Below are 20,930 nucleotides of genomic sequence, written 5' to 3' on the forward strand. Positions count from 1 at the left end.
CCCGGCACCGCCGGATGCCGCCAGAAGTGCGCCTGCTCTTTCATTGAGGTCTGAAGGTCTTCGCGAACGTCTCGAGGCCCGGCCTGTTCAAGCCGGGCCTGACCACCGCAGGCTCCAACCCGGCCGGAGCAGGAGGCCCGGCCGGAGGAGGAAGCCGGGCCGGTGCCCCTTCAACGCGGCGGTCGGGTTTGAAAGAGGACGCGCGGAGAAAACTGACGGTGGGATCGCTTAGCGGGCTATTGTTGTTTATATGAATAGCTCTTCAAGTGAGCGAGTAGTCTTGTCCCCGGACGGCTGCGCGGTCCGGGTCGTCGACCCCGACCGGGTCGCCGCCGTGTGCGAGCGGATGCCGGCGGCCGACGATCTGGCCGACACCGCCGACGTCTTCGGCCTGCTGTCCGATCCGAACCGGCTGCGGCTGCTCGTGGCGCTGCTGGACGGAGAGCTGTGCGTGTGCGACCTCGCGGCGGTGACCGGCCAGAGCGAGTCCGCGGTCTCCCATGCCCTGCGGCTGCTGCGCGCCCACCGCATCGTCGTCGCCCGGCGCGCCGGGCGGATGGCGTACTACCGGCTGGACGACCCGCACGTACGCATGCTGCTCGACCTCGGGCTCGCCCACACCGAGCACACCGAGGCCATCCACCCCGAACGGGACGGGGCCGACTGATGGGCGCCGGTCACGGACACGGGCACGCCGGTGCCCAGCACCGGTGGCGGCTGGCGGTCTCCTTCGTCCTGATCGGCGCGTTCTTCGTGGTCGAGCTGGTCTACGGCCTGATCTCCGGCTCGCTGGCGCTGATGTCGGACGCCGGGCACATGGCCGCCGACGTCGTCACCCTGGGCGCCGCCCTGGTGGCCACCCGCATCGCCACCCGGCCGGACGCCACGGGAAGGCGCAGCTACGGCTCCTACCGGGCCGAGGTGTTCGCGTCCCTGCTGGCCGTGGTCATGATGCTCGGCGTCGCACTGTACGTGGTCATGGAGGCCATCGGGCGGATCGGCAGACCCGCGGAGGTCTCCTCCGGGCCGATGCTCGTCGTCGGCGGCATCGGCCTGGTCGTCAACCTCATCGCCCTGTTGCTGCTGCGTGCCGGGGCCGCCGAGAGCCTCAACGTCAAGGGCGCCTACCTGGAGGTCGTGGCCGACACGGCCGGGTCCGTCGGCGTCATCGTGGCGGGCTGGCTGATCACGGCCACCGGTCAGACGTTCTGGGACACCGTCGTCGCCCTCGCCATCGGCGTCTTCGTCGCCCTGCGCGCGATCTCCCTCGGCCGGCAGGTCTTCGCGGTGCTGGGGCAGCACGTGCCCGAGGGCATGGACGCGGCCGCGGTGGCGGCCGACCTGGCGGCGCTCGAAGGCGTACGCGACGTGCACGACCTGCACCTGTGGACCCTCACCTCCGGCATGAACGTCGCCACCGCCCACCTGGTCACCGTCGACCCGAAGGACCACCACGCCATCCTGGACAAGGCCCGCGACCTGCTGCTCCGCCGCCACGGCGTGGCGCACGCGACCCTTCAGGTGGAGCCCGCCGACCACACCGGCTGCGACGAACTCGGCTGGTGACCGCCCCCCGCCCCTGAGGGACTCTTCAGGGACGTCTCAGGGAACTCCCCGACGCCCGGGCAGGGCCCGGTGAACCACACTTGAGCGTCATGGGCATGAAGAGAGCGGGCATGATCGCAGGGCTGCTGGGGGTCGCGGCGGTGTTGACCGGGTGCGGCCTCGCCGGCCCCCTCGATGAGGACACCAAGTCCTACGACGTCACCGACAAGGTGGCCGGCATCAGGATCGGGTCCGACTCCGGCACCGTCGAGGTGGTGGAGTCGGACCGCCAGGGCATCCGCGTGACCGAGCATCTCGTCTGGCGCAAGAACAAGCCGGAGACCAGCCACGGCGTGGAGGGCGACACGCTCGCCCTGACGTACAAGTGCCCCCGCAGCTGGGGGCTGGGGAACGGGGCTGTGGCCTGCGACGTGGACTACAAGGTGGAGATCCCCAAGGGGCTCCGCGTCAAGATCGACTCCGACTCCGGGGACCTGACGCTGAAGGACCTGTCCGGCGAGGTGGACGTTCACAGCGACTCCGGGGTGATCGAGGCCGGCGGGTTGTCGGGCAAGCGGGTCGTCACGGAGACCGACTCGGGGGACGTCGAGCTCGTCTTCACCGCGCAGCCGGACAAGGTCGTGAGCTCCTCGGACTCGGGCTCGATCACGGTTCGCGTGCCGCAGGGGCCGTACAACGTGATCGCCAAGACCGACTCCGGCAGCAAGGACGTCACGGCGGCCACCGACGCCTCGGCGCCGCGTACGATCGAGCTTTCCAGCGACTCCGGCGACCTGGAGGTCGCCACCCCCTGAACCCCCCTGAACCACCTGAGGGCACAGGTCCGGCCGAAAGTACTGTCGCGAACCCTGCTTCCGGCCGAAGCCGCCACCGGCATGAGGCCCGCAGGATGAGGCGTCATGCCACCCGAAACTCCCGATTCCCGAAGAAGGGCGCGGATCACCGCGCTCGACGTCATACGCGGCTTCGCGCTCTGCGGGATCCTCCTGGCCAACGTCCAGCCGATCTCCCACGTCGGCGACGCCCTCGTCCCCGTCCAGCACGCGGCGCAGACCCCTGGCACGATGTGGATGGGGCTGCTGGTCGAGCAGCGGTTCTTCCCGATCTTCTCGCTGCTGTTCGGCATCGGCTTCTCGCTGCTCCTGGAGTCCGCGGCAGGGCGCACCGCCAGTCCGCGGCTGCTCCTGCTGCGCCGGCTCCTGGTGCTGCTCGCGATGGGCCTGGTGCACATGTTCGCGCTCTGGCGGGGCGACATCCTGACGATCTACGCCGTCGTCGGCCTGGTGGTGCTCCTGCCCTCGACCTGGCTGCCGCGCTGGGCCGTGGCGGGCCTCGCCGTCGCGTTCCTCGCCGCGGCGCTGGCCTTCGGCGGCGGGACCGCTCTGGTCCCCGGGCTGTTCCTGGCCGGGTCCGCGCTGACCCGGTACGGGGTGATCGACCGGATCGAGCGCTCCGCCCCCGTGGCGCTGACCGTGCTCTTCGCGGCCGGCGCGGCGGTCGCCCTGTGGCTGCAGGCCCGCGCGCAGGACGGATCGCTCGCCGTCGGCGGGCTCCTGATGGCGGGCGTGTACGTGTGCGGCCTGCTGGTCCTGCTCAGGACGCCGCTCCGGCCGGTCCTGCAGGCCGTCTTCGCCCCGCTGGGCCGGATGGCGCTGACCAACTACCTGTCCGCCACGATCCTCGTCCTGGTGATCTCCCGGTTCGTGGCGAGCCCGCCGGAGACCTGGCCGGTGACGACGGTGCTGCTGATCGCCGGCGCGATCCTCGCGGCCCAGTGGCTGGTCTCCACCCTCTGGCTACGCAACTTCCGGTACGGCCCCATGGAGTGGCTCTGGCGCTGGGCCACCTGGCTGCGCCGCCCGGCGATGCAGCGGATCGGGGACGGTGCGCGTTCCTAAGGCATGAACGGTGAGACAGTCGCTCGCGCGCCCGCGCCACCCGAAGCCGAGGCGGTGCTGGCGAGTCTGTACCGCGAGCACTGGCTCGCCCTGGTGCGCCTGGCCGTGCTGCTCGTCGGCGACCGGGAGAGCGCCGAGGACGTCGTGCAGGACGTCTTCTCCAGGTTGCACGGCAAACGCCCCGGGAAGCTCACCCTGGCCTACGTCCGCGTCTGCGTCCTGAACGCCTCCCGCTCGGTCCTGCGCAGGCGCGGCGTGGCCGCCCGGGCGCCGCTGGGCGGGCCGGGCGAGCCGGTGGACTCCGCGGAGACGGCGGCGCTGCTGGGAGAGTCGCGCGAGGAGATGCTCGACGCGCTTGCCCGGCTGCCCAGGCGGCAGCGCGAGGTCCTCGTCCTGCGTTACTACCTCGATCTTTCCGACGCCGAGATCGCGAAGGCGACGCGCGTCAGGCAGAGCACCGTGCGGTCCACCGCCTCCAGGGCCCTGGACCGGCTCCAGCGCGAACTGGGAGGCAAGGCATGACCGGCATCGAGGAACGCCTCAGGGACGCGCTGGCCGCCAAGGCCGAGGCCGTGCGCGACGACGGGCGGCCCCGCCGGCTGCCCGCGCCGCGCGAGCGGTCGTCCGGCGCGAGGTGGTGGGCGCCGCTGGCGGTGGCGGCCGCGATCCTGATCGTGGTGGCGACCACTGTCGTAGTCACCCGTACGGTCACGTCACCCGCTCCGGCGGTCCGGCCGACCCCCGACACGTGGGCGCCCCCCGTCGAGCAGGTGTGGCCGGGCGCCGTGCACGAGATCCCGGCCGAGGGACCGGGCGGCGCGGTGTTCATGCCGGACGTGTTCGTCAGCGATCGGGTCGTGGTAGGACGGGGATACCCCAAGCGCCGGCCTGACGAGATCTGGTCGTACGACCTGGACAAGCGGACGTTCACCAGGATCGCGCAGCTCGAGAAGAGGAGCCCGCCGTTCGGCCCGATGGTCTTCGGCGACGGTCACCTGGCGTGGGCGTCGATCCGCGGCCCCATGAAGGAGGTCTGGACGGTACCGGTCAAGGGTGGCGTGCCCCGCCGGATCTTCTCGGACCGCGCCACGGTCATCCGCGACAACATGGTCCTGGGGATCCGCCGCATGGCCATCGCGGACGGCATGGTCGTGTGGTCGCCCGACGACGGTGGCGTCCACCGGGCCCCGCTGAAGGGCGGCAAGGCGACCTTGATCGACGGGACGAAGGGTTACAGCCTGGTCGAATGGCCCTGGGCCGGGTCGCCGCGAAATGACAACCTGGCGGACGACTTCAGCCGGCGTCCCGTGGAGCACCTGAAGAACGTGCTCACCGGCGAACGCAGGGATGTGGTCCCGCCCTCCGGAAGAACGTCGTGGACCGACTGCGGGGTGACGTGGTGCTTCAACGGTTCCGAGGCATGGCGGCGCGACGGCACGGCCCTGCGGAAGCTGCCGGGGAGCGCCCACGGGGAGCTCTCTTCGGGCCGCTTCGTCCGGCTCCTCCAGGGGGCCTCCGGAAAACAGGCGATCGGCATGCACGATCTCGCCACGGGACGCACCGGCCTGCTGTTCCAGATCCCGACGCCCACCACCCTTCACCTGAAGGACGGCATCGCCTGGCTCCAGAGGGAACGGAGCACCCTGGTCATCAATCTGGCCGCCATCGGCCGATGAGTTTCGCCGGCGACGCGAGTCAAAGCGACGACGGTGAAACGACTGGAGGTTTCCATGACGACCACGCACACCCTCGCCATCCCGGGTGGACGCCTGAGCTACGAGGTCCGCGGCGCCGGCCCGGTGCTGGTGATCACGGGGTCGCCGATGGCCGCGGCCGACTTCGCGCCGCTGGCCGAGGCGATGGCGGGCGACTACACGGTGGTCACCCACGACCCGCGGGGCATCTCGGGCAGCGTGCTCGACGACCCCACCCAGGACTCCACCCCCGAGCTGCGGGCCGACGACCTGGCCCTGCTCCTGGACGCCCTGGGCGCCGAGACCGCCGACGTGTTCGGCAGCAGCGGCGGCGCGGTGACCGGCCTGGCGCTGGTGGCCCGGCACCCCGGCCGGGTCCGTACGCTCGTCGCGCACGAGCCGCCCTCGCTGGAGCTGCTCCCCGACGCCGCCGACCAGCGCGCCGCGACCGAGGACATCATCGCGACCTACCACCGGGACGGCGTCTGGGCGGCTTTCGCGAAGTTCATGGCCACCGCCGGGTTCGACGAGGGCGACGAGGGCGCCCCGGCCGGCCCTCCCGGGGAGCCGACGGAGCAGATGCTGGCCGACAGCGCGCGCTTCTTCGCCCATGAGCTGCGCGGCACCACCCGCTACGTGCCCGACGTCGCCGCGCTGAAGGCCGCCCCGGCCCGGGTCGTGGTGGGCATCGGTGACGAGTCGGGCGGGCTGGTCACATACCGGACCTCCGTGGCACTGGCCGAGCTGCTGGGCACGACTCCGACGGAGTTCCCCGGCGACCACGGCGGATTCATCGGCAGGACCGAGGAGTTCGCCGCGGTGCTGCGCAAGGTGCTCGCCGGCTGAGATCGGCGGAAGACGCCCGCGGGCCCCGGGCGTTGGGGTGGAAGAACCCCTATGAGGAGGGCCGATGAGCAAGCGGGCACTGGTACTGGGTGGCGGCGGGGTCGCCGGGATCGCGTGGACGACGGGCGTGCTGGCGGCGCTCGCCGACGGCGGTGTGGACGTGACAGGGGCCGACCGCATCGTCGGCACGTCGGCGGGCTCGGCGGTCGCCGCCCAGGTCACCAGCGGCCGGCCGCTCTCCGAGCTGTTCGAGCGGCAGGTCGATCCCGCGCTCCAGACGCTCGAACTGCCCAGCGGGGTGCGGGTGGAGGAGATGTGGGCGAAGCTCATGGAGGTCTACGAGAGCACGTCCGACCCGGTCGAGCAGCGGCGGAAGATCGGCGCGCTGGCGCTGGCCGCCGACACGGTCAGCGAGGCCAGGCGGCGCGAGGTGATCGAGGCCCGGCTGCCCGTGCACGAGTGGCCGCGGCGTGACCTGGTGATCGTGGCGGTCGAGGCGGTCAGCGGCGAGACCCGGCTGTTCGATCCCGGGTCGGGGGTGGAGCTGGTGGACGCGGTGGCGGCCAGCTGCGCGGTGCCCGGCGTGTGGCCGTGCGTGACGATCGACGGGGTCCGGTACATGGACGGCGGCGTGCGTACGAGCACCAACTCCGACCTCGCGGCCGGCTTCGACCGGGTGCTGGTGCTGGCCCCGATGCCCGACGTCGGCGAGCCGTCCTGGGCCGCGCTCGACGGCCGCGTCGAGGTGATCGGGCCGGACGCCGACTCGCTGGCCGCCTTCGGGATCGACCCGCTCGACCCGGAGGTACGCACGCCCAGCGCCCGAGCCGGTTACACCCAGGGCCGCGGCGCGGTGGCCCAGGTGGCGGCGCTCTGGGAGTGAACGGCTTGAACCTCCCGCCCGGTCCTGCTGCGCGTCTGGGCGGACGCCGGGCACGGCGGCACGAACTGGAGCACGGTCGTCGCCCAGCAGACGGACTGGCTGGCCTTCGTCATGCGTGAGCTGGGCCTTTAGCCTGAGCGACGCACGGTCGTGGAGGCGCCCTCCCGGCCTCCCAGGCCGTCGAAGGTGAACGTCTCCCCCGCCCACGTGACGGTCAGCTCGTCGAGGTCGCACCGGGGGTCCGACACGGTCAGCGCGTCCCCGCGCACCAGCACCGCGCACGGGGCCGAGGCGGTCAGGCCGCCCGCGGTCCCGGCGTCCCAGAAGTTCGCCGCGGTGAGGCCCAGCGAGGGCACGTGGACGGCCTGCAGGCGGTCGGTGTTGGCGAGCACGCGCACCCAGTCGGGGTCGGCCGCCCGCGCGCTGGTCTCCTCCTGGCCGGCGCCCGGCATGAGCAGGTAGACGTATCCGGCCGAGCGCGGATCGACGCCGTGGTCGAGCCAGAGCGTCACGTAGTCGCGGGTCACGCCGCCGCCGGCGCGGCGCTCGCGCAGCGTGCGCAGGGGCCCGCGCACGACGTAGCCGCCGTGCCCTTCGAGGTGGGCCCAGCCCTCCCGCACTGTCAGCGCGGCGCCGGTCCTGCGGTTGTCCACGACCGTCTCGACGGGCACGCCGTCCTCCGCGGTGATGCCCGCGCCCAGGCACACGATCGCGTCGTCGAGGAAGAACCACGACCTGAACGCCTCCATCGTGCTCTCCAGGCCGTTCAGGTGCTGGCCGACGGTGGCGTACGTGCCGTCCGTGGCCCCGCCCACCCACCGGCCCGGCGGGCAGGTGTCACCCCAGTCGCCGCCCGCGCCGTCGGGCAGTCTCTTGGTGGAGACGGTCGTCCCGGGCAGCCGGTAGGGGTCCACGGTGGGCCAGAAGTCGTCCGAGTACTGGTCGCCGTGGCCCTCCGCCCACCAATAGAGCATCCCCGAGCCGGTGTGCCAGCCGCGCAGGTTCTCGCCGTTGCCGTGCTCGTAGTGGCCGATCCTGGAGGAGGCCATGCTGAGCGCCGCGCACCAGCCCGGCCTGCGGTGCACGGCCCGGGCGCTCATCGGCAGCAGCCGGTGCCCGACCGGCTCCTGCGCCGCGGGCACGGAGGCGTCGTCCACGACCGCGGCCAGCCGGGCGTGGAAGGCGGGCTCGGGGTGCTCCAGCATCGGCCGGTACGTGTCGCGTACCGCCCAGCCCTTGACCATGGCGTGCCAGCGCGCCCGCTCGGCGGCCGGGGCGCCCTCCCCCAGCAGCAGGACCGCGGCGGCGATCTCCCGCCCGCGCTCGTGGTCGCCGAACGGCTTCCTGGCGACTCCCCTGCCGCGGACCAGATCCATGCAGGCGCCGTCGCGGACGAAGGGTGCGAACGACCGCTCGACCATGTCGAACACGTTCTGGTCGGAGACCTCCCACGGCGTGCCCCGCAGCACCGCGAACATCGTCGCCAGCCCCGACAGGAGCGTCACCCCATAGGCCCCCTGGTAGGGCACGTGCGTGTGCTGGATGAACGACCCGTCCCGGTAGAACCCGTCGCCCTCGCCGACGAGGCGGAACACCGGCGCGAGCGCGGACGCCGCCAGCGCCGCCTTGCCGTAGTCGGCGTCAAGCATGGCCCGCAGCAGCATCACCAGGCACAGGTCCACGCGGTTGGCCGCGGTGCTGTTGCCCCTGTACCGGCCGAGCCGGCGTTCCGGCACGAAGTGGTCGACCGCGTCCCGCAGCCGCGCGCTCTGCGGCTCGGGCAGGCCGACGAGCACCGCCGCGTCGAGCAGCGCCTTCGGCACGCCGATCTGCCAGTGCCACCAGTTGCCGGTCGCCTCGGCGCCGTCGGCGTACACGCTGCGCCGGTAGTGGTCCACCCCTTCCGCGACCGCCGCCGCCAGTCCCGCGTCGCCGGTCAGGCCGGTGCCCTCCAGCGCGTACGCCTGCGCCATGGCCCGCAGCCGCCGCGGTGTGGCAACGAAGGAGGGGAACGCCTGGTCGGGCCAGAGCGAGCCGCGGCCGGGCGCCATGGTGTCGCGGTGGCGGGCGGCCGTCCTGCCCAGCCTGTCCAACCAGGTCCGGTACGGCTCTGCGGCCGGATCGTACCCGCCGCCCACCATGACCTCCAGCCAGCGGCGGCGTAAGCGCAGGAAGGAGTCGTCCGGGGTGTGCGCGGGGTCGGCGGGCACCAGCGCGCCGAGCAGCCCGGCCGCGGTCACGCCGCCGAGCCGGAGGAACGAGCGCCTGGTTGGCCGGTGCACGCCTCGATTATCGGGTCAGAGCGGGAGCACGGCCCCGAACCGCTTCACGGTCCTGATGATCGGCGCGGTCTCGATGCGCCCGATCGCGGGCAGCGCGCCCAGGCTCTCGGTCAGATAGCGGTAGAACGCCGCGTCGTCGCGGCACACGACGTTGGCCATCAGGTTGGCGGGGCCCGTCGTCGCGCCGACGTACGCGACCTCCGGGTGCCAGGTCAGCGCCCGCCCGGTGGCGTCCAGCTCGGCCGGCGGCACCGACATCCACAGCTGCGCCTCCACCCGGTGGCCCAGCAGCACGGGCATCACGTCGAGGTGGAAGAAGAGCGCCCCCGTCCCGTAGAGCTGCTCCACCCGGCGCCGGACCGTCGACTCGGACCAGCCCGTCGCCGCGGCCAGGTCCGCGTAGGGCGCCCGGCCGTCCCGCGACAGCGCCTCCAGCAGGGCGTCGTCACCGGGGCCCAGCGTGATCTCCTCGTCCTCGGCATGGCGGGCGAACGCCCGTCCCTCCTCGATGCCCGCCGCCTGCTCGGGGGAGAGCGCGGTCAGCCCGGCCCAGCCGACCCGCCCGCCGACGAACCTGTGCAGGGTCCGGTGCGCCGTGACCGACAGCACGCGGTCGGTCTTGGCGAGCCTGCCCAGCAGCAGCGACTGGCGCTCCTTGGCCGTGCGCTGGATCGTGGTGCAGGAGATCTCGGTGCCTCCGGACAGGAGATTCACCCAGAACGTGTCGGAGCGCCGCGCGAGCGCCTCGGCGATCGAGACCGCCGCGTCGGGGGTGCACCGCAACCGGATGGACCACGACTCGAAGCCGAGCCGCCGCCCGTCCACGGCGCCGACCACCCGTACGGTGCCGCTGGCGCGCAGCCGCCGGTAGCGGCGGGCCACCCGCTGGTCGGACACCCCGAGGACCTCGCCGATGCGGCTGAACGCGGCCCGCCCGTCCACCTGCAGCGCGTGCAGGAGCCCTCGGTCCAGCTCGTCCAGCGCGATGTTTTTCACCATCACAGGCTAGCTCGTGGGGAAAAGCGCCAGAAGTGCTGCTTCTGCTGGCGAATATCCCCATGCGGGCCCGATCTTATCCCCCATGACCCAGACCTCCACAGCGACGAGGACCGGCTGGTGGCCGTTGGTGGCCGCGTGCACCGGCGCTTTCATGCTCCTCGTCGACGTGACCATCGTGATGGTCGCGCTCCCCGACATCATCGACGACCTTCACATGTCCTTCACCGGCACCCAGTGGTTGCTGGACGGCTACGCGCTGGCCCTGGCCGCCCTGCTGCTCGCCGCCGGTTCCTTCGCCGATCACGCGGGACAGCGCAAGGTCTATCTGTGGGCGCTGATCGTGTTCGCGCTGGCCTCGCTGGCCTGCGGGCTGGCGCCCAGCGGCGGCGTGCTGCTGGCCGCCCGCGTGGTCCAGGGCGCGGGCGGGGCCGCCATGATGGCCACGACCCTGGCCCTGGTCAGCGCCACCTATCACGGCAGGCAGCGCGGCATCGCGTTCGGCGTGTGGGGCGGCGTCAGCGGGGCCGCCGCGGCCGTCGCCCCCGTGCTGGGCGGCCTGCTCACCGAGCACCTGCACTGGCGGGCCATCTTCCTGGTGAACCTGCCCATCAGCCTGGGTGCCGTCTGGCTGACCCTGCGCACGGTCGAGGAGTCGCGCCGGCCGGGCAAGGGGCGGCTCGACTGGGCGGGCATGGTGACGTTCACGGTGGCGGCGGGCGCGCTCACGTACGGGCTCATCGAGGTCGGGCAGCACGGCTGGACGTCGGCGCGGACGCTCGTGCCGCTGGCCGCGGCGGCGGTGGCGCTCGCGGTGTTCGGCGTCATCGAGACGCGCGGCGACCACCCCATGCTGGACCTCAGGCTCTTCGCGAACCGGTCGTTCAGCGGCATCATGACCGGGGCCATGCTGCTGGTGCCCGCCGCGTTCGCCTGCCTCGCGTTCACCTCGCTCTGGCTGCAGCAGGACCTCCGGCTCGGCCCCGTGATGGCGGGGCTGGCGCTGTCGCCGATGGCCCTCGCCTCCCTGGTGACCTCGGTCGCCGCCGCCCGGTTCCTCCCCGGGCTGTCCCCGAGGGCGGCGATCGGCGGGGGGCTGCTGCTGATCGGCGCGGGCGCCTTCCTCCAGGGCACGCTCGACGCCGACTCGTCGTGGACCGCGCTGGTGCCCGGCCTGATCGTGACGGGGGTGGGCGTGGGGCTGTCCATCCCGTCGCTGAGCTCGGCCGCCATGTCGTACGCCCCGCAACACCGCGCGGGCATGGCCGCGGGCACCGTCAACACGCTCAGGCAGCTCGGGTACGCGCTCGGCGTCGCCGTGTTCGGCATCCTGTACCAGGACGGCCTGGCCCCGTACGCCGCGCTCGACGACGTCTACCGGGCGAGCGCCGTCACCGGTCTGGCGGCGGGGCTCCTGGTCCTGGCGACCGTCCGTCCCGCGAGAGCCGCGTGAGCGTCAGAGCAGCCGGCGGATGTCCCCGTACGCGCGGTAGAAGCCGCCCCGGCCGGCGGAGCGCACGCCGTCGACGAGGTAGCGGGCTCCGGCCTCCCGGATGTCCTTGGGGAACTGCACGTTCCACGTCTCGAAGCCGGGGCTGACGACGCGGACCCGCAGCCGCTCGCCCTCCTTGAAGCACTCCACCACCACGCCGTCGCCCGCGTCGGTGGTGGTCTCCAGCGTCACCGACGGCTCCACCACCTGCAGCGACGCGGCCGCCTTGACGTCGAGCGGCTGCGGCACGGTGCCCGTGCGGGCCGCGGCGATGGCCGCCTCACTGGCGTCGATGCAGGCCAGCGAGCCGTCGGTGGTGACGATGTAGAGGCGGTCGTCCAGGAACTGCATGGAGAACGCGGAGCCGCAGCCGGTGCCGAGCTTCCACAGCCGCTCGCCGGAGGCGTCGAAGCAGTAGACCGACGAGCGGTCGTCACCGGCGAAGACGTGGCGGCCGCCCGGCGAGGTGGCGCAGGAGTAGACGGCGCCGTCGCACTGGTAGGCGGCCTCGATCCGGCCGTCGCCCTTGGCCAGGCGGATCACGCGGCCCACGGAGCCGCGGGCGGTGCCGGCGTAGACGGAGTGCGCCTCCTGCCAGCCGAACAGCACCTGCTCGCCGAGAGCGGTCTGCCAGACGGGCGTGCCGTCCTGGACGTCGTAGCGGGCCACGCCCTTGGAGTGCCCGTGGTAGACCGAGTCCTCGTCGCACCTGACCATCCAGGCCGAGTCGCCGGCGACGCCGCGCGACCACTGGAACTCGTCCTCGTAGTCGATCGTGGTGACCCCGCCGGCGCGGTCGGAGACGCCGAGCACGCCGTCGTGGATGTCGAGCCAGTAGATGTCCACGTCGGTGGCGATCTCGTACGCGGACCTCGGGACCTTGCCGCTCAGGTCGTACACGCGGCCGTCGTCGCAGCCCGCGTAGATCCAGAAGTCGTCGGCCACGATGCACTTGACGCCGTCCGGCAGCTTGAAGCGGCCGGTCACGGTGCCGGAGTGGGTGACGGTGTAGACGTCGCCGTGCTGGTTGCCGACCCAGCAGCGCTCGTCGTCCACGAAAATGCCGAACGCCGAGGCCCCGCTGTCGAAGCGCCACAGGACCGGCGCCTGCTGGGCGGTCGACCGCGTGCTGGGGATGGCCCGGTGGGTGACGGCCCGGCGCTGGCGCACCCCGCGGACCGCCGCGGCGTACCCCTTGCGGGTCTTCTCGCCGATCTTCTTGGCGGCCGCGGCCTGGGCCTTGGCCGCGGTGGGGAAGTCGGTGACCTTGGTCTGGCCGCTCTCGCCGATGCGTCCGTAGGTGATCGTGACGCGGGTGCCCGCCACGGTCACGTCGTAGAACTTGTGCGATCCGCCGCCGTCCTCTGACAGCTCCAGGTAGGTCATGTCCGTACTTCTCCTGATTTGCCGGGCTTGATCACTTGCCCCGGAGAGTAGAGGACGGTGGCGACAAATCGCAGGGACTTACTTGTCGTACTCGTACGCTCCGGCGTCGACCGCGCCGTCACTGCCGTCGATGGCCCGGCCCGTCACGTCGCTGTCGCTGAACTTGGTGATCCCGAAGTCGATGGCCGGGCTCCCGGCACGCAGGCTCAGCGGGTTGGCGGTGTTCGACAGGTTGAAGCGCGGGTCGGCCGTGATGTTGTCGTGGCCGCCCATCTGGTGCTGCGAGGCGCCGAAGAACACGTTGTGGTGGCTGTCGGTGACGTTCGGGCCGTAGGCGGTCTTGGCCGTGACCTGGATGATGTTCTGCGACATCGACAGGTGGGCGTTGGTGCAGCCGGCGTCGCAGACGACGCCCTGGGAGCCCGCCTGGGGCAGGTACACGGAGTTGTTGCGGAACACGGTGCCGAACACGGGTCCGTTCGGGTCGGGGTCCTCCCCGGGCTCCTGCGGGCCGCGGGTGACGAGGGCCGCGCCGGTCTTGGGGCCGGTGATCACGTTGTACTCGAAGATGTTGCCCGAGGTGCCGTCGGGGTCCGCGGGGTCGCCGTTCTCGTCGACGTCATGGCTGGTACCGAGCTCGGTGAAGGTCTCGTTGTCCACCGAGATGTTGTGGTGGATGCGGTTGTCGGAGCCGAGGAAGATCTCCACGGCCGCGCCGTCCAACCCGTAGTCGTAGCTGGTCGCGATCGAGCCGCGGAACTCGTTCCAGCCGATGTCGGAGTTGTCACCCTGGACGAGGATCGCGAACGCGCCCGAGTCGTCGTTGCCCGGCTCCTCGGTGTTCTTGCTCATGAAGTTGTTGTCGATGAAATCGTTGGCCGTCACCGCGTTACGCTGCGCCTTCGGCGCGATGTAGACCCCGGCCGCGGCGCCCGTGATGTAGTTGCGCTCGACGACGTTGTCGTTGCCCGTCACCTTCACGCCGGCCCACGAACAGCGGCCGTCGTCCTGGGGCACTCCCACCTGGAGGTTGTAGACCTCGATGTGGTCGCCGTCCAGGCTCACGCACGCCTCGTTGTCCCCGGAGACGATCGGTCTGGCGCTGCTCGTGCCGTAGGTGTCCACGACGATCGGGGCTTCCGCCGTGCCCGACTCGGTGATCGCGAGTTGCTGCCCCTTCCACCTGCTGCCGCGCTTCAAGAACAGCTTGGCGCCTACGGGCAGGTTCGCCGCCGTCGCCTTGGTGAGGGTCTTCCACGCGGTGGCCTCCGAGGTGCCTGAGGCGGAGTCGTTGCCGTTGACGGAGTCCACGTAGAAGACGGCGGCGTCCGCCGATGCGGTACCTGTGGCCACGGTCGTGGCGAGCGTGGTGGTGACGAGCGCGAGCGCTGCCGTCGACGCGCCGGTCCGCAAGTTCCAGCCTGACATTTCAGCCTCCAGAACTGCCGGGGCTCCGTCACGCAACGAAGATCATCCCCGGCTTGCGGCTGACACATTAACCGGATTTAGTCGGAAAGTCCCGATTTTTCCTGACTCAAATCGGAGGTTTAGGTCCCGGCCCTGATCGGCACCACGTTGCCGGGCGCCCCGCTGCGCGGCAGCGCGAACCAGGTGGCCTTGCCCACGAGATCGGGGTGGGTGACGTAGCGCTGGGGATGGCAGCCGTAGAACCCGTCGGAGAGCCTGGCGATGATCCGCAGCCCCCGCCCGTGCTCGGCCCGCTCGTCCGGCGGGGCAGGCTCCGGCAGCAGCGAACTGCTGTCCACGACCACGCACATGATCTCTTTCGCGTCGATGTGCAGGGCCAGTTCGTACGGGCCGTCACCGTACATCAGAGCATTGGTGATCAATTCGCTCACCATGAGGACGGCGTCGTCAACGAGATCCGAACAAAGGGAGAGTGCCGACAATTCTTCGCGGATGATCGCCCTTGCGTGGCCGACCGTCCGGACGTCCTCGCGCAGCGGCCACACGTACTGCATCCGGCTCCGACGAGCTGATCGCAGCGTGGTCATGGCATCTCTTTCCTGTGTTTGCCGGGCTTCCGGGACAGAGGGACAGCGAATGCGCGTTTCACTCAACAAGAGAGCCTGCCTTTGGGTCGACGTACATGGCCGTCGAAACCTGTACGCACGGGGAGGCCTTTTGGGTCGAATCTTCGGTGAGAAATCGCAATTCTTTTTAGCCGCCGCCCGAAACGACGGGTATGGGCCCGGGTATGGGCCCTGCCATGAGCACTGACGAGAACACACCCGAGATCGACTCCCAGCCCCCCGCCGCCGCCCGGCGGCCGGGCCGGCGTGGAGAGCCGCCGCCGAAGCCCAAGCCCGCGGGGATGCAAGCGCTGGAGCAGGCGCTGTCGCGGGCGGGCAAGGAGTTGAAGGACATCCTGTGGGTCCGGCCATGACCACTGGCTCCTGAGGGCCCTGTTCGCGTCGCCGCTGCCGAGGCCCGGCGACGCGACCGGCTCACGAGGTCTCGGCCACCCCCGCGAGCAGGGACCAGACCGAGTACGGGGTCAAGGGGACGTCAGTGATCCGGCCGGCGATCTCCGGGAGGGCGGCGGCCACGGCGTTGGCGATGGCGGCCGGCGGGCCGATCGTGCCCGACTCCCCCACCCCCTTCATCCCGCCGGGCGTCAGCGGCGACGGCGTCTCCAGCATCACGACCTCGATGTCCGGCACCTCCCGTGTCGTCGGCAGGAAGTAGTCGGTGATGGGCTGGCCTTCGGGGGTGTAGACGATCTCCTCGGTGAGCGCCTGGCCGATCCCCTGCACCACGCCGCCGCGGATCTGGCCTTCCACGACGGCCGGGTTGACCAGCACCCCGGCGTCGTTGACGACCCAGTAGCGCTCCACCTCCACGGCCCCGGTCTCCGGGTCCACGGCCACGGCGGCCGCGTGGGCCCCGTAGGCGAACGTGTAGGCGTCGGGGTCGTAGCTGACCCGTTCCTCCAGGCCCGGCTCGACCCCGTCCGGGAGGTCCCAGCCGCGCCACGCCGACGTGGCCAGCTCCCGCAGCGTGAGGGACGCCGCCGGGTCGCCCTTCACCCGCACCACGCCGTCGGCGATCTCCAGGTCGTCGGGGGCCGCCTCCAGGCGGTGCGCGGCCAGGGCCACGAGCTTGCCGCGCAGCCGCTCCGCGGCCCGGGTGAGCGCCCCGCCGCCGACCACGAGCGAGCGGCTGGCGATCGACCCGACCGACGAGTACGGCGTGGCCGCCGTGTCCCCCAGCACCACCCGTACCCGCTCGATCGGCACCCCCACCCGGTCGGCCGCGAGCTGGGCCAGCGCCGTCTCGATGCCCTGCCCTATCGACACCACCCCCGACGAAACGACCACGGACGCGTCCTGCTCCATGCGCAGGAACACCGACTCGTAGCCGCCCGCCTGGATGCCGGCGTCCCTGAACTCCTTCGAGGGCCCCATGCCGGTGGTCTCCACATGGCAGGAGTAGCCGATGCCGCGCCTGCGCCCGTCGGCCCTCTCGACCGGGGTGACCAGGTCGCGCAAAGTACGCAGGGCGTGCGGGTAGTCGCCGGAGTCGTAGCGCTGGTAGACGCGGTTCGTGTACGGCAGTTCGCCGGGCCCCAGCATGTTGCGCAGCCGCAGCTCGACCCGGTCGATCCCCAGCCTGCGGGCCGCCTCGTCGATCAGCCGCTCCCTGGTCAGGCTCCCTTCCGGCTGGCCGAACCCGCGATAGGAGCCGGTCGGCGTGGTGTTCGTGACGACGCCGCGCACGCGTACCGCCACCCGGTCGAACCGGTACGGCCCCGGCAGCAGGGTGGCCGTCACCGCGAAGGTCGACGCGCCCACGTTCGAGGGGTGCGCGCCGATGTCGCCGACCAGGTCCACGTACATCGCCACGAAGCGCCCGTCCCCGTCGAGCGCCAGCCTCCCCCGGTGCACGGCGGCCCGCGCCGGCAGCGTGGCGACCAGCCGGTCGCCCGGCGACTCCGACCAGCTCACCGGCCGGCCCAGGCGCATCGAGGCCAGGCAGATGAGCGCCTCGTCCGGGTAGACGTGCTCCTTGCCGCCGAACCCGCCGCCCGTGTCGCGGCTGATGACGCGTACCCGGTCGTGGGAAAGCCCGAACGCCTCCGCCAGGTGCTCGCGCACCTGGTGCGGCGCCTGCGAGGAGGTGTGCACGGTCAGCTCGTCGTCGGCGTACGAGGCCACCACGCCGCGCGGCTCCATGGGGTGCGGCGAGACGCGGCCCATCGTGAACGTCAGCTCCACGACGTGCGCGGCCCCCTCGACGAAGGCGGCGCAGTCCTCGTCGCCCATCGTGAAGTCGGTGAGCACGTTCGTGCCCCACTCCGGATACAGCAGCGGGGCCCCGTCCCGCATCGCCCGCTCCGTCCCGACCACCGCCGGCAGCTCGTCCAGCGAGAGATCGACGAGCTCGGCGGCGTCCCTGGCGGCCTCGGGGGTGCGGGCGACGACGAGCGCGAGCGGCTGGCCCGCGTACCTGATGGCGTCGTCCAGCACCCGGTAGGACTGCAGCCGCTGGCCGGGGGACAGGTGGACGCAGGGCAGGCGCAGGTCGGCGGCGTCGCCGGGGGTGACGACGTCGAGGACGCCCTCGACCGCCCAGGCCGCCTTGGCGTCGCAGCCGAGCAGCCGGCCGTGGGCGATGGGGCTGCGGACCACGTACGCGTGGACCGTTCCCGGCAGCCGCACCGCCCCGACGTACCTGCCTCGACCGGTCAGCAACCTGGCGTCTTCCCGCCGCGGCGTCCTGGCGCCGACATAAGGCTCACCCATGGTCCCGATTCTGAGCGCGCCCGCCCCGACTGTCGATGACCCCACAGCCAAACCCCCACCCGTCCCTCCCAAGAGGACCGCCCCCGTCCGTCCCTCCCCAAGGGACGGCGGGTCTCATACGACCTCGAAAGCCGCCATCATCGCCATGTCCTCGTGTTCGAGGTTGTGGCAGTGCAGCACGTACCGCCCCCGATAGTCGGTGAACCTGGTGACGATCTCCACGGTCTGCGCCTCGCGCAGCTCGACGGTGTCCTTCCACTCGGGCGGCCCCTGCGGTCGCTCCCCGTTCACCGTCAGCACCTGGAAGTGGTCGAGATGCAGGTGCACGGGATGCGCGACGTCACTGGTCAGCCGCCAGACCTCGATGTCCCCGAGCCTGGGCCTGGCCTCCATGCGCTTGGGGTCGAACGGCTTGCCGTTGATCAGCCACCCCATCCCCCCGCTGCTGAACTCGAACTCCCGCGTCACCTTCGCCTTCCCGGGATCGAGCGCCTCCACCGTGGACAGCCGCTCCGGCACGGACGACTCGTCCTTCTCATCCCGATCCACGACGAACCGCATGACCCTCGCCTGCGCGCCCTCCCCCGCCAGGTTCCGCAGCTCGACCTGCTGCCCCACCTTGTACGCGGAGAAGTCGACCACCACGTCGGCCCGCTCGCCGGGAGCCAGCCGGAGCTGCCGCACCGTACGCGGCTGAGCCAGCAGCCCGCCGTCGGAGCCGATCCGGACCAGCGGCCCGCCGGTCGCCAGCTCGTACGTCCGGGCGTTGGAGGCGTTGCACAGCCGCAGCCGGTACCGGGCCCTGGCCACCCGCAGCTCGGGCCACGGAGCCCCGTTCACCAGGATCACGTCCCCGAGCACGCCCCCCATGTACGCCTCCCGCACCCCGGGCCGCCCCTCCAGCCCCGGATACAGCATCGTGCCGTCGGCGGCGAACGACCGGTCGCAGATCAGCAGCGGCAGGTCGCGTTCCCCGGCGGGCAGCGGCAGCGCCTCCTCCTCCGCGTCCCGCACCAGGAACATCCCGGCCAGCCCGCGCCAGACCTGCGGCCCCGTGTAGTCCATGCGATGGTCGTGGTACCAGAGCGTGGCGGCCCGCTGCTCCAGCGGGAACACGTACTCGCGGGACGCCCCCGGCGCCACCAGGTCGGTGGGGAAGCCGTCGGACTCGGGCGGGGTGTGCCCGCCGTGCAGGTGCAGGACGGTCGGCTCGCCGAGCTGGTTGACCAGCTTCACGACGGTCCGCCGCCCGGCGCGCGCCTCGATGGTCGGGCCGGGGAACGTGCCCCCGTACCCCCAGATCCCGGTACGCAGGCCCGGCAGCACCTCCACCTCGGCCGCCCGCTCGGTCAGCTCGTAGAAGTCGGCCCCGCCCGCGCTGCGCACCGGCTTGGCCGTCTCCGGGACCGGCAGCGGCACCGCGTACGGCCTGGGCAGCGGCGCCGCGCTCGTCAGGAGCTGCGGCTGCGGGGTGCCGGCGATCAGCGAGCAGCCCGGCACCCCGGCCACCGCCACCGCGCCCAGTCCCAGCAGCCGCAGCACGTCGCGTCGTGTGGATGTCATCGCCGCGAGGTGACCCTGGCGAGCTGGGCGACCCCGCCGCCGAACATCATCACCCCGAGCGGCACGTGCACGGCCTTCACGTGGGCCGCGCCGAGGATCGCCGCCACCACCGTGGCCACCAGCAGCGCCACGGCCGGAGCGATGAACTTCGCGGTCCCCCCGCCCGGCCACCGGACGAGGATCGCCACGACGACGTGCGCGAGCCCGACGGCGAGCAGGGCGATCGCCGAGGCCATGTGCAGCGCCCGGCCGCCGGGCATGGAGAGCAGCTGGCCCGCCGTCACCGCTTGGACCAGCAGCGCGACGACGTGCAGGCCCGCCACGGCCGTCAGCGCCCGCATGGGCCAGGTCACGGGCCGGACGGCAAGGGTGTGTTGCGCGGTCATGATCCATCTCCCGAGAGTGCTCGCGCGGGGAGTGCGTCCCCGTGTCCTGAGGCGGTGATGAAGGTCTCCATGCGTTCCATGGCCGAGACGGCGCCGAACGCGCAGAGCCGTACCAGGTCCGCGTCCGGCCGCGAGCCGCGCCAGGCGGCCACGTCGGCGTCGGTCACCCGGTACGGCGCGAGCGCGGCGAGCAGGGCCAGCCGAGCCCCGGCGCGCTCCCCCGCCGGAACCTCGGCGAGCGGCGCGTCCAGCCAGGCGCCGCCCATGGGCGGGTGCTCCCCGTCCCAGGCCGCCACCGTGTCCGCCACGGCGGCGCGGGCGGCGTCGCCGAGCAGTTCCCCACCGGCGGCTCCGGCGGCCCGCAGCGCGGCGTAGGCGGCGCCGACGGCCGTGCCGGCCCCCCAGGCGGGCTCCGGCCGCGCGGGCAGGTCCGCGACCAGGGGCAGGCTCGCGCCCGGCGCCAGCCGCCTGCGCACGGTACGGGCCATCACCCGGCCGCCCACGCTCCTGACCAGGCGCGATTTCTGGAGGTTCGCGGGCAGGAGGTTCTCGGTGAGCAGGGCCGAGGCCATGCGGTTGATGAAGTGGAAGGTCAGCGCCGTGCCGACATGCTCCGCCCCTGTCCGGGCCGCGCCGCCCCGCGACGTGGCCCAGGCCAGCAGCGCGGCGTGCTCGGGGTCATCGGGCGTGCCGCCGGCGGCGATGGTCTCCGCCAGCCGGTGATCGCCGGTCGCGTGCAGCAGCGTCGTGTGCGCGGCCACGCAGAACGGGCACCGGTTCGCCATCGACACGCCCAGCGCCACGACCTCCTTCCCGGTCCTGGACGCGGTCCCGGCCAGCAGCGACTCGCGCAGCGTGGCCCAGGTCGCGGCGAGCACGTCCGGCGCGGGCGACAGCGTCAGGAAGACCGCCATGCGCGCCATGCCGAAGTCGTCCGCGAGTTGCGCGTAGACCTGGGCCACCCGGCCGGTCGCCGCCTGCGGCTGCACCGGCGTGACATAACGGAACTGTGTCTCCATAGCCGGACATCGTGGTATTTCTCATGCCTCGTGGCGTCGTGCCGTGGTTGACTCATGCACCTACCGCCCCGGAAGCACCTTCGTGCGGAATACTTCGCCGGGAGTAGTCCGGAATTACATCCAGGCGGCGAGGCTCGTGCCCTGGTCAACGCT

Annotated in this window: 19 protein-coding genes; 10 read left to right on the top strand and 9 right to left on the bottom strand. The window is 72.1% G+C overall.

The genetic code is table 11. From position 1 onward, the window contains the following. Window positions 1–280: 280 nt before the first annotated feature. From AB0L65_RS29825 to AB0L65_RS29860, 8 genes are all read left to right on the top strand, one after another. Window positions 281–667 carry a metalloregulator ArsR/SmtB family transcription factor gene (locus AB0L65_RS29825; RefSeq protein WP_364251635.1) on the top strand — a complete coding sequence of 129 codons (387 nt, stop codon included), beginning with the start codon at window positions 281–283 and terminating at the stop codon, window positions 665–667. Beyond that, entirely contained in the window at window positions 667–1,566 is a 900-nt protein-coding gene (locus tag AB0L65_RS29830) for a cation diffusion facilitator family transporter (protein ID WP_364251638.1), read from the top strand. The genes AB0L65_RS29825 and AB0L65_RS29830 overlap by 1 nt, the downstream gene beginning before the upstream one ends. Before the next feature lie 89 nt (window positions 1,567–1,655). Further along, window positions 1,656–2,360, top strand: a complete 705-nt coding sequence (locus AB0L65_RS29835) for a DUF4097 family beta strand repeat-containing protein (protein WP_364251641.1) — start codon at window positions 1,656–1,658, stop codon at window positions 2,358–2,360. Window positions 2,361–2,465: 105 nt separating this feature from the next. Continuing rightward, window positions 2,466–3,464: a DUF418 domain-containing protein gene (locus tag AB0L65_RS29840; protein WP_364251644.1), complete on the top strand. Its 999-nt coding sequence runs from the start codon at window positions 2,466–2,468 to the stop codon at window positions 3,462–3,464. Window positions 3,465–3,467: 3 nt separating this feature from the next. Next, window positions 3,468–3,986 (top strand): sigma-70 family RNA polymerase sigma factor, encoded by a 519-nt coding sequence (locus AB0L65_RS29845; RefSeq protein WP_364251647.1) that lies wholly within the window; start codon window positions 3,468–3,470, stop codon window positions 3,984–3,986. Continuing rightward, window positions 3,983–5,140, top strand: coding sequence for a hypothetical protein (locus AB0L65_RS29850; protein WP_364251650.1), 1,158 nt, complete (start codon window positions 3,983–3,985; stop codon window positions 5,138–5,140). Before AB0L65_RS29845 ends, AB0L65_RS29850 begins: the two co-directional genes overlap by 4 nt. A 54-nt stretch (window positions 5,141–5,194) precedes the next feature. Next, entirely contained in the window at window positions 5,195–6,004 is an 810-nt protein-coding gene (locus AB0L65_RS29855; protein WP_364251653.1) for an alpha/beta hydrolase, read from the top strand. 64 nt (window positions 6,005–6,068) lie between these two features. Continuing rightward, window positions 6,069–6,887, top strand: coding sequence for a patatin-like phospholipase family protein (locus AB0L65_RS29860; protein WP_364251657.1), 819 nt, complete (start codon window positions 6,069–6,071; stop codon window positions 6,885–6,887). Window positions 6,888–7,015: 128 nt separating this feature from the next. Here AB0L65_RS29860 and AB0L65_RS29865 read toward each other — a convergent pair whose 3' ends face one another. After that, the gene (locus AB0L65_RS29865; protein WP_364251660.1) at window positions 7,016–9,169 is read right to left on the bottom strand and encodes a polysaccharide lyase 8 family protein; all 2,154 of its coding nucleotides are present in this window, start codon (window positions 9,167–9,169) and stop codon (window positions 7,016–7,018) included. Between the two features lie 15 nt (window positions 9,170–9,184). Next, complete coding sequence (locus tag AB0L65_RS29870; RefSeq protein WP_364251663.1) at window positions 9,185–10,168, bottom strand: AsnC family transcriptional regulator; 984 nt, start codon at window positions 10,166–10,168, stop codon at window positions 9,185–9,187. Between the two features lie 82 nt (window positions 10,169–10,250). Between AB0L65_RS29870 and AB0L65_RS29875 the strand changes: the two genes are divergently transcribed. After that, complete coding sequence (locus AB0L65_RS29875; RefSeq protein ID WP_364251666.1) at window positions 10,251–11,618, top strand: MFS transporter; 1,368 nt, start codon at window positions 10,251–10,253, stop codon at window positions 11,616–11,618. A gap of 3 nt (window positions 11,619–11,621) precedes the next feature. Here the strand turns inward: AB0L65_RS29875 and AB0L65_RS29880 are convergent, their stop codons facing one another. The 3 genes from AB0L65_RS29880 to AB0L65_RS29890 form a co-directional block, all read right to left on the bottom strand. Next, entirely contained in the window at window positions 11,622–13,043 is a 1,422-nt protein-coding gene (locus tag AB0L65_RS29880; protein WP_364251669.1) for a WGR domain-containing protein, read from the bottom strand. Between the two features lie 78 nt (window positions 13,044–13,121). Further along, complete coding sequence (locus AB0L65_RS29885) at window positions 13,122–14,471, bottom strand: hypothetical protein (protein WP_364251672.1); 1,350 nt, start codon at window positions 14,469–14,471, stop codon at window positions 13,122–13,124. Window positions 14,472–14,590: 119 nt separating this feature from the next. Then, entirely contained in the window at window positions 14,591–15,058 is a 468-nt protein-coding gene (locus AB0L65_RS29890) for an ATP-binding protein (protein WP_364251675.1), read from the bottom strand. Between the two features lie 215 nt (window positions 15,059–15,273). Here AB0L65_RS29890 and AB0L65_RS29895 point away from each other — a divergent pair, with 215 nt between their 5' ends. Beyond that, a complete protein-coding gene (locus AB0L65_RS29895) occupies window positions 15,274–15,450 on the top strand; it encodes a hypothetical protein (RefSeq protein ID WP_364251678.1) in 177 nt (58 codons plus the stop codon). Between the two features lie 61 nt (window positions 15,451–15,511). On the opposite strand, the gene AB0L65_RS29900 is transcribed toward AB0L65_RS29895, so the two are convergent. From AB0L65_RS29900 to AB0L65_RS29915, 4 genes are all read right to left on the bottom strand, one after another. Then, window positions 15,512–17,809, bottom strand: a complete 2,298-nt coding sequence (locus tag AB0L65_RS29900) for a xanthine dehydrogenase family protein molybdopterin-binding subunit (RefSeq protein ID WP_364251681.1) — start codon at window positions 17,807–17,809, stop codon at window positions 15,512–15,514. 114 nt (window positions 17,810–17,923) lie between these two features. Further along, entirely contained in the window at window positions 17,924–19,372 is a 1,449-nt protein-coding gene (locus AB0L65_RS29905) for a multicopper oxidase family protein (RefSeq protein ID WP_364251684.1), read from the bottom strand. After that, window positions 19,369–19,758 carry a hypothetical protein gene (locus tag AB0L65_RS29910; protein WP_364251687.1) on the bottom strand — a complete coding sequence of 130 codons (390 nt, stop codon included), beginning with the start codon at window positions 19,756–19,758 and terminating at the stop codon, window positions 19,369–19,371. Before AB0L65_RS29910 ends, AB0L65_RS29905 begins: the two co-directional genes overlap by 4 nt. Continuing rightward, on the bottom strand, window positions 19,755–20,777 hold the full coding sequence (locus AB0L65_RS29915) for a carboxymuconolactone decarboxylase family protein (protein ID WP_364251690.1): 1,023 nt from the start codon (window positions 20,775–20,777) through the stop codon (window positions 19,755–19,757). The genes AB0L65_RS29910 and AB0L65_RS29915 overlap by 4 nt, the downstream gene beginning before the upstream one ends. Window positions 20,778–20,930: the final 153 nt, after the last annotated feature.

The sequence above is a fragment of the Nonomuraea sp. NPDC052116 genome, from assembly GCF_040680035.1.
GTDB classification, from domain to species: Bacteria; Actinomycetota; Actinomycetes; order Streptosporangiales; family Streptosporangiaceae; genus Nonomuraea; species Nonomuraea angiospora_A.

Coding starts and splice junctions, on each gene's coding strand:
- AB0L65_RS29850 (WP_364251650.1), top strand. CDS start 3,983: ATGACCGGCATCGAGGAACGCCTCAGGGACGCGCTGGCCGCCAAGGCC.
- AB0L65_RS29910 (WP_364251687.1), bottom strand. CDS start 19,758: ATGACCGCGCAACACACCCTTGCCGTCCGGCCCGTGACCTGGCCCATG.
- AB0L65_RS29870 (WP_364251663.1), bottom strand. CDS start 10,168: ATGGTGAAAAACATCGCGCTGGACGAGCTGGACCGAGGGCTCCTGCAC.
- AB0L65_RS29905 (WP_364251684.1), bottom strand. CDS start 19,372: ATGACATCCACACGACGCGACGTGCTGCGGCTGCTGGGACTGGGCGCG.
- AB0L65_RS29890 (WP_364251675.1), bottom strand. CDS start 15,058: ATGACCACGCTGCGATCAGCTCGTCGGAGCCGGATGCAGTACGTGTGG.
- AB0L65_RS29835 (WP_364251641.1), top strand. CDS start 1,656: ATGGGCATGAAGAGAGCGGGCATGATCGCAGGGCTGCTGGGGGTCGCG.
- AB0L65_RS29840 (WP_364251644.1), top strand. CDS start 2,466: ATGCCACCCGAAACTCCCGATTCCCGAAGAAGGGCGCGGATCACCGCG.
- AB0L65_RS29855 (WP_364251653.1), top strand. CDS start 5,195: ATGACGACCACGCACACCCTCGCCATCCCGGGTGGACGCCTGAGCTAC.
- AB0L65_RS29845 (WP_364251647.1), top strand. CDS start 3,468: ATGAACGGTGAGACAGTCGCTCGCGCGCCCGCGCCACCCGAAGCCGAG.
- AB0L65_RS29885 (WP_364251672.1), bottom strand. CDS start 14,471: ATGTCAGGCTGGAACTTGCGGACCGGCGCGTCGACGGCAGCGCTCGCG.
- AB0L65_RS29895 (WP_364251678.1), top strand. CDS start 15,274: ATGAGCACTGACGAGAACACACCCGAGATCGACTCCCAGCCCCCCGCC.
- AB0L65_RS29830 (WP_364251638.1), top strand. CDS start 667: ATGGGCGCCGGTCACGGACACGGGCACGCCGGTGCCCAGCACCGGTGG.
- AB0L65_RS29860 (WP_364251657.1), top strand. CDS start 6,069: ATGAGCAAGCGGGCACTGGTACTGGGTGGCGGCGGGGTCGCCGGGATC.
- AB0L65_RS29880 (WP_364251669.1), bottom strand. CDS start 13,043: ATGACCTACCTGGAGCTGTCAGAGGACGGCGGCGGATCGCACAAGTTC.
- AB0L65_RS29915 (WP_364251690.1), bottom strand. CDS start 20,777: ATGGAGACACAGTTCCGTTATGTCACGCCGGTGCAGCCGCAGGCGGCG.
- AB0L65_RS29900 (WP_364251681.1), bottom strand. CDS start 17,809: ATGGGTGAGCCTTATGTCGGCGCCAGGACGCCGCGGCGGGAAGACGCC.
- AB0L65_RS29875 (WP_364251666.1), top strand. CDS start 10,251: ATGACCCAGACCTCCACAGCGACGAGGACCGGCTGGTGGCCGTTGGTG.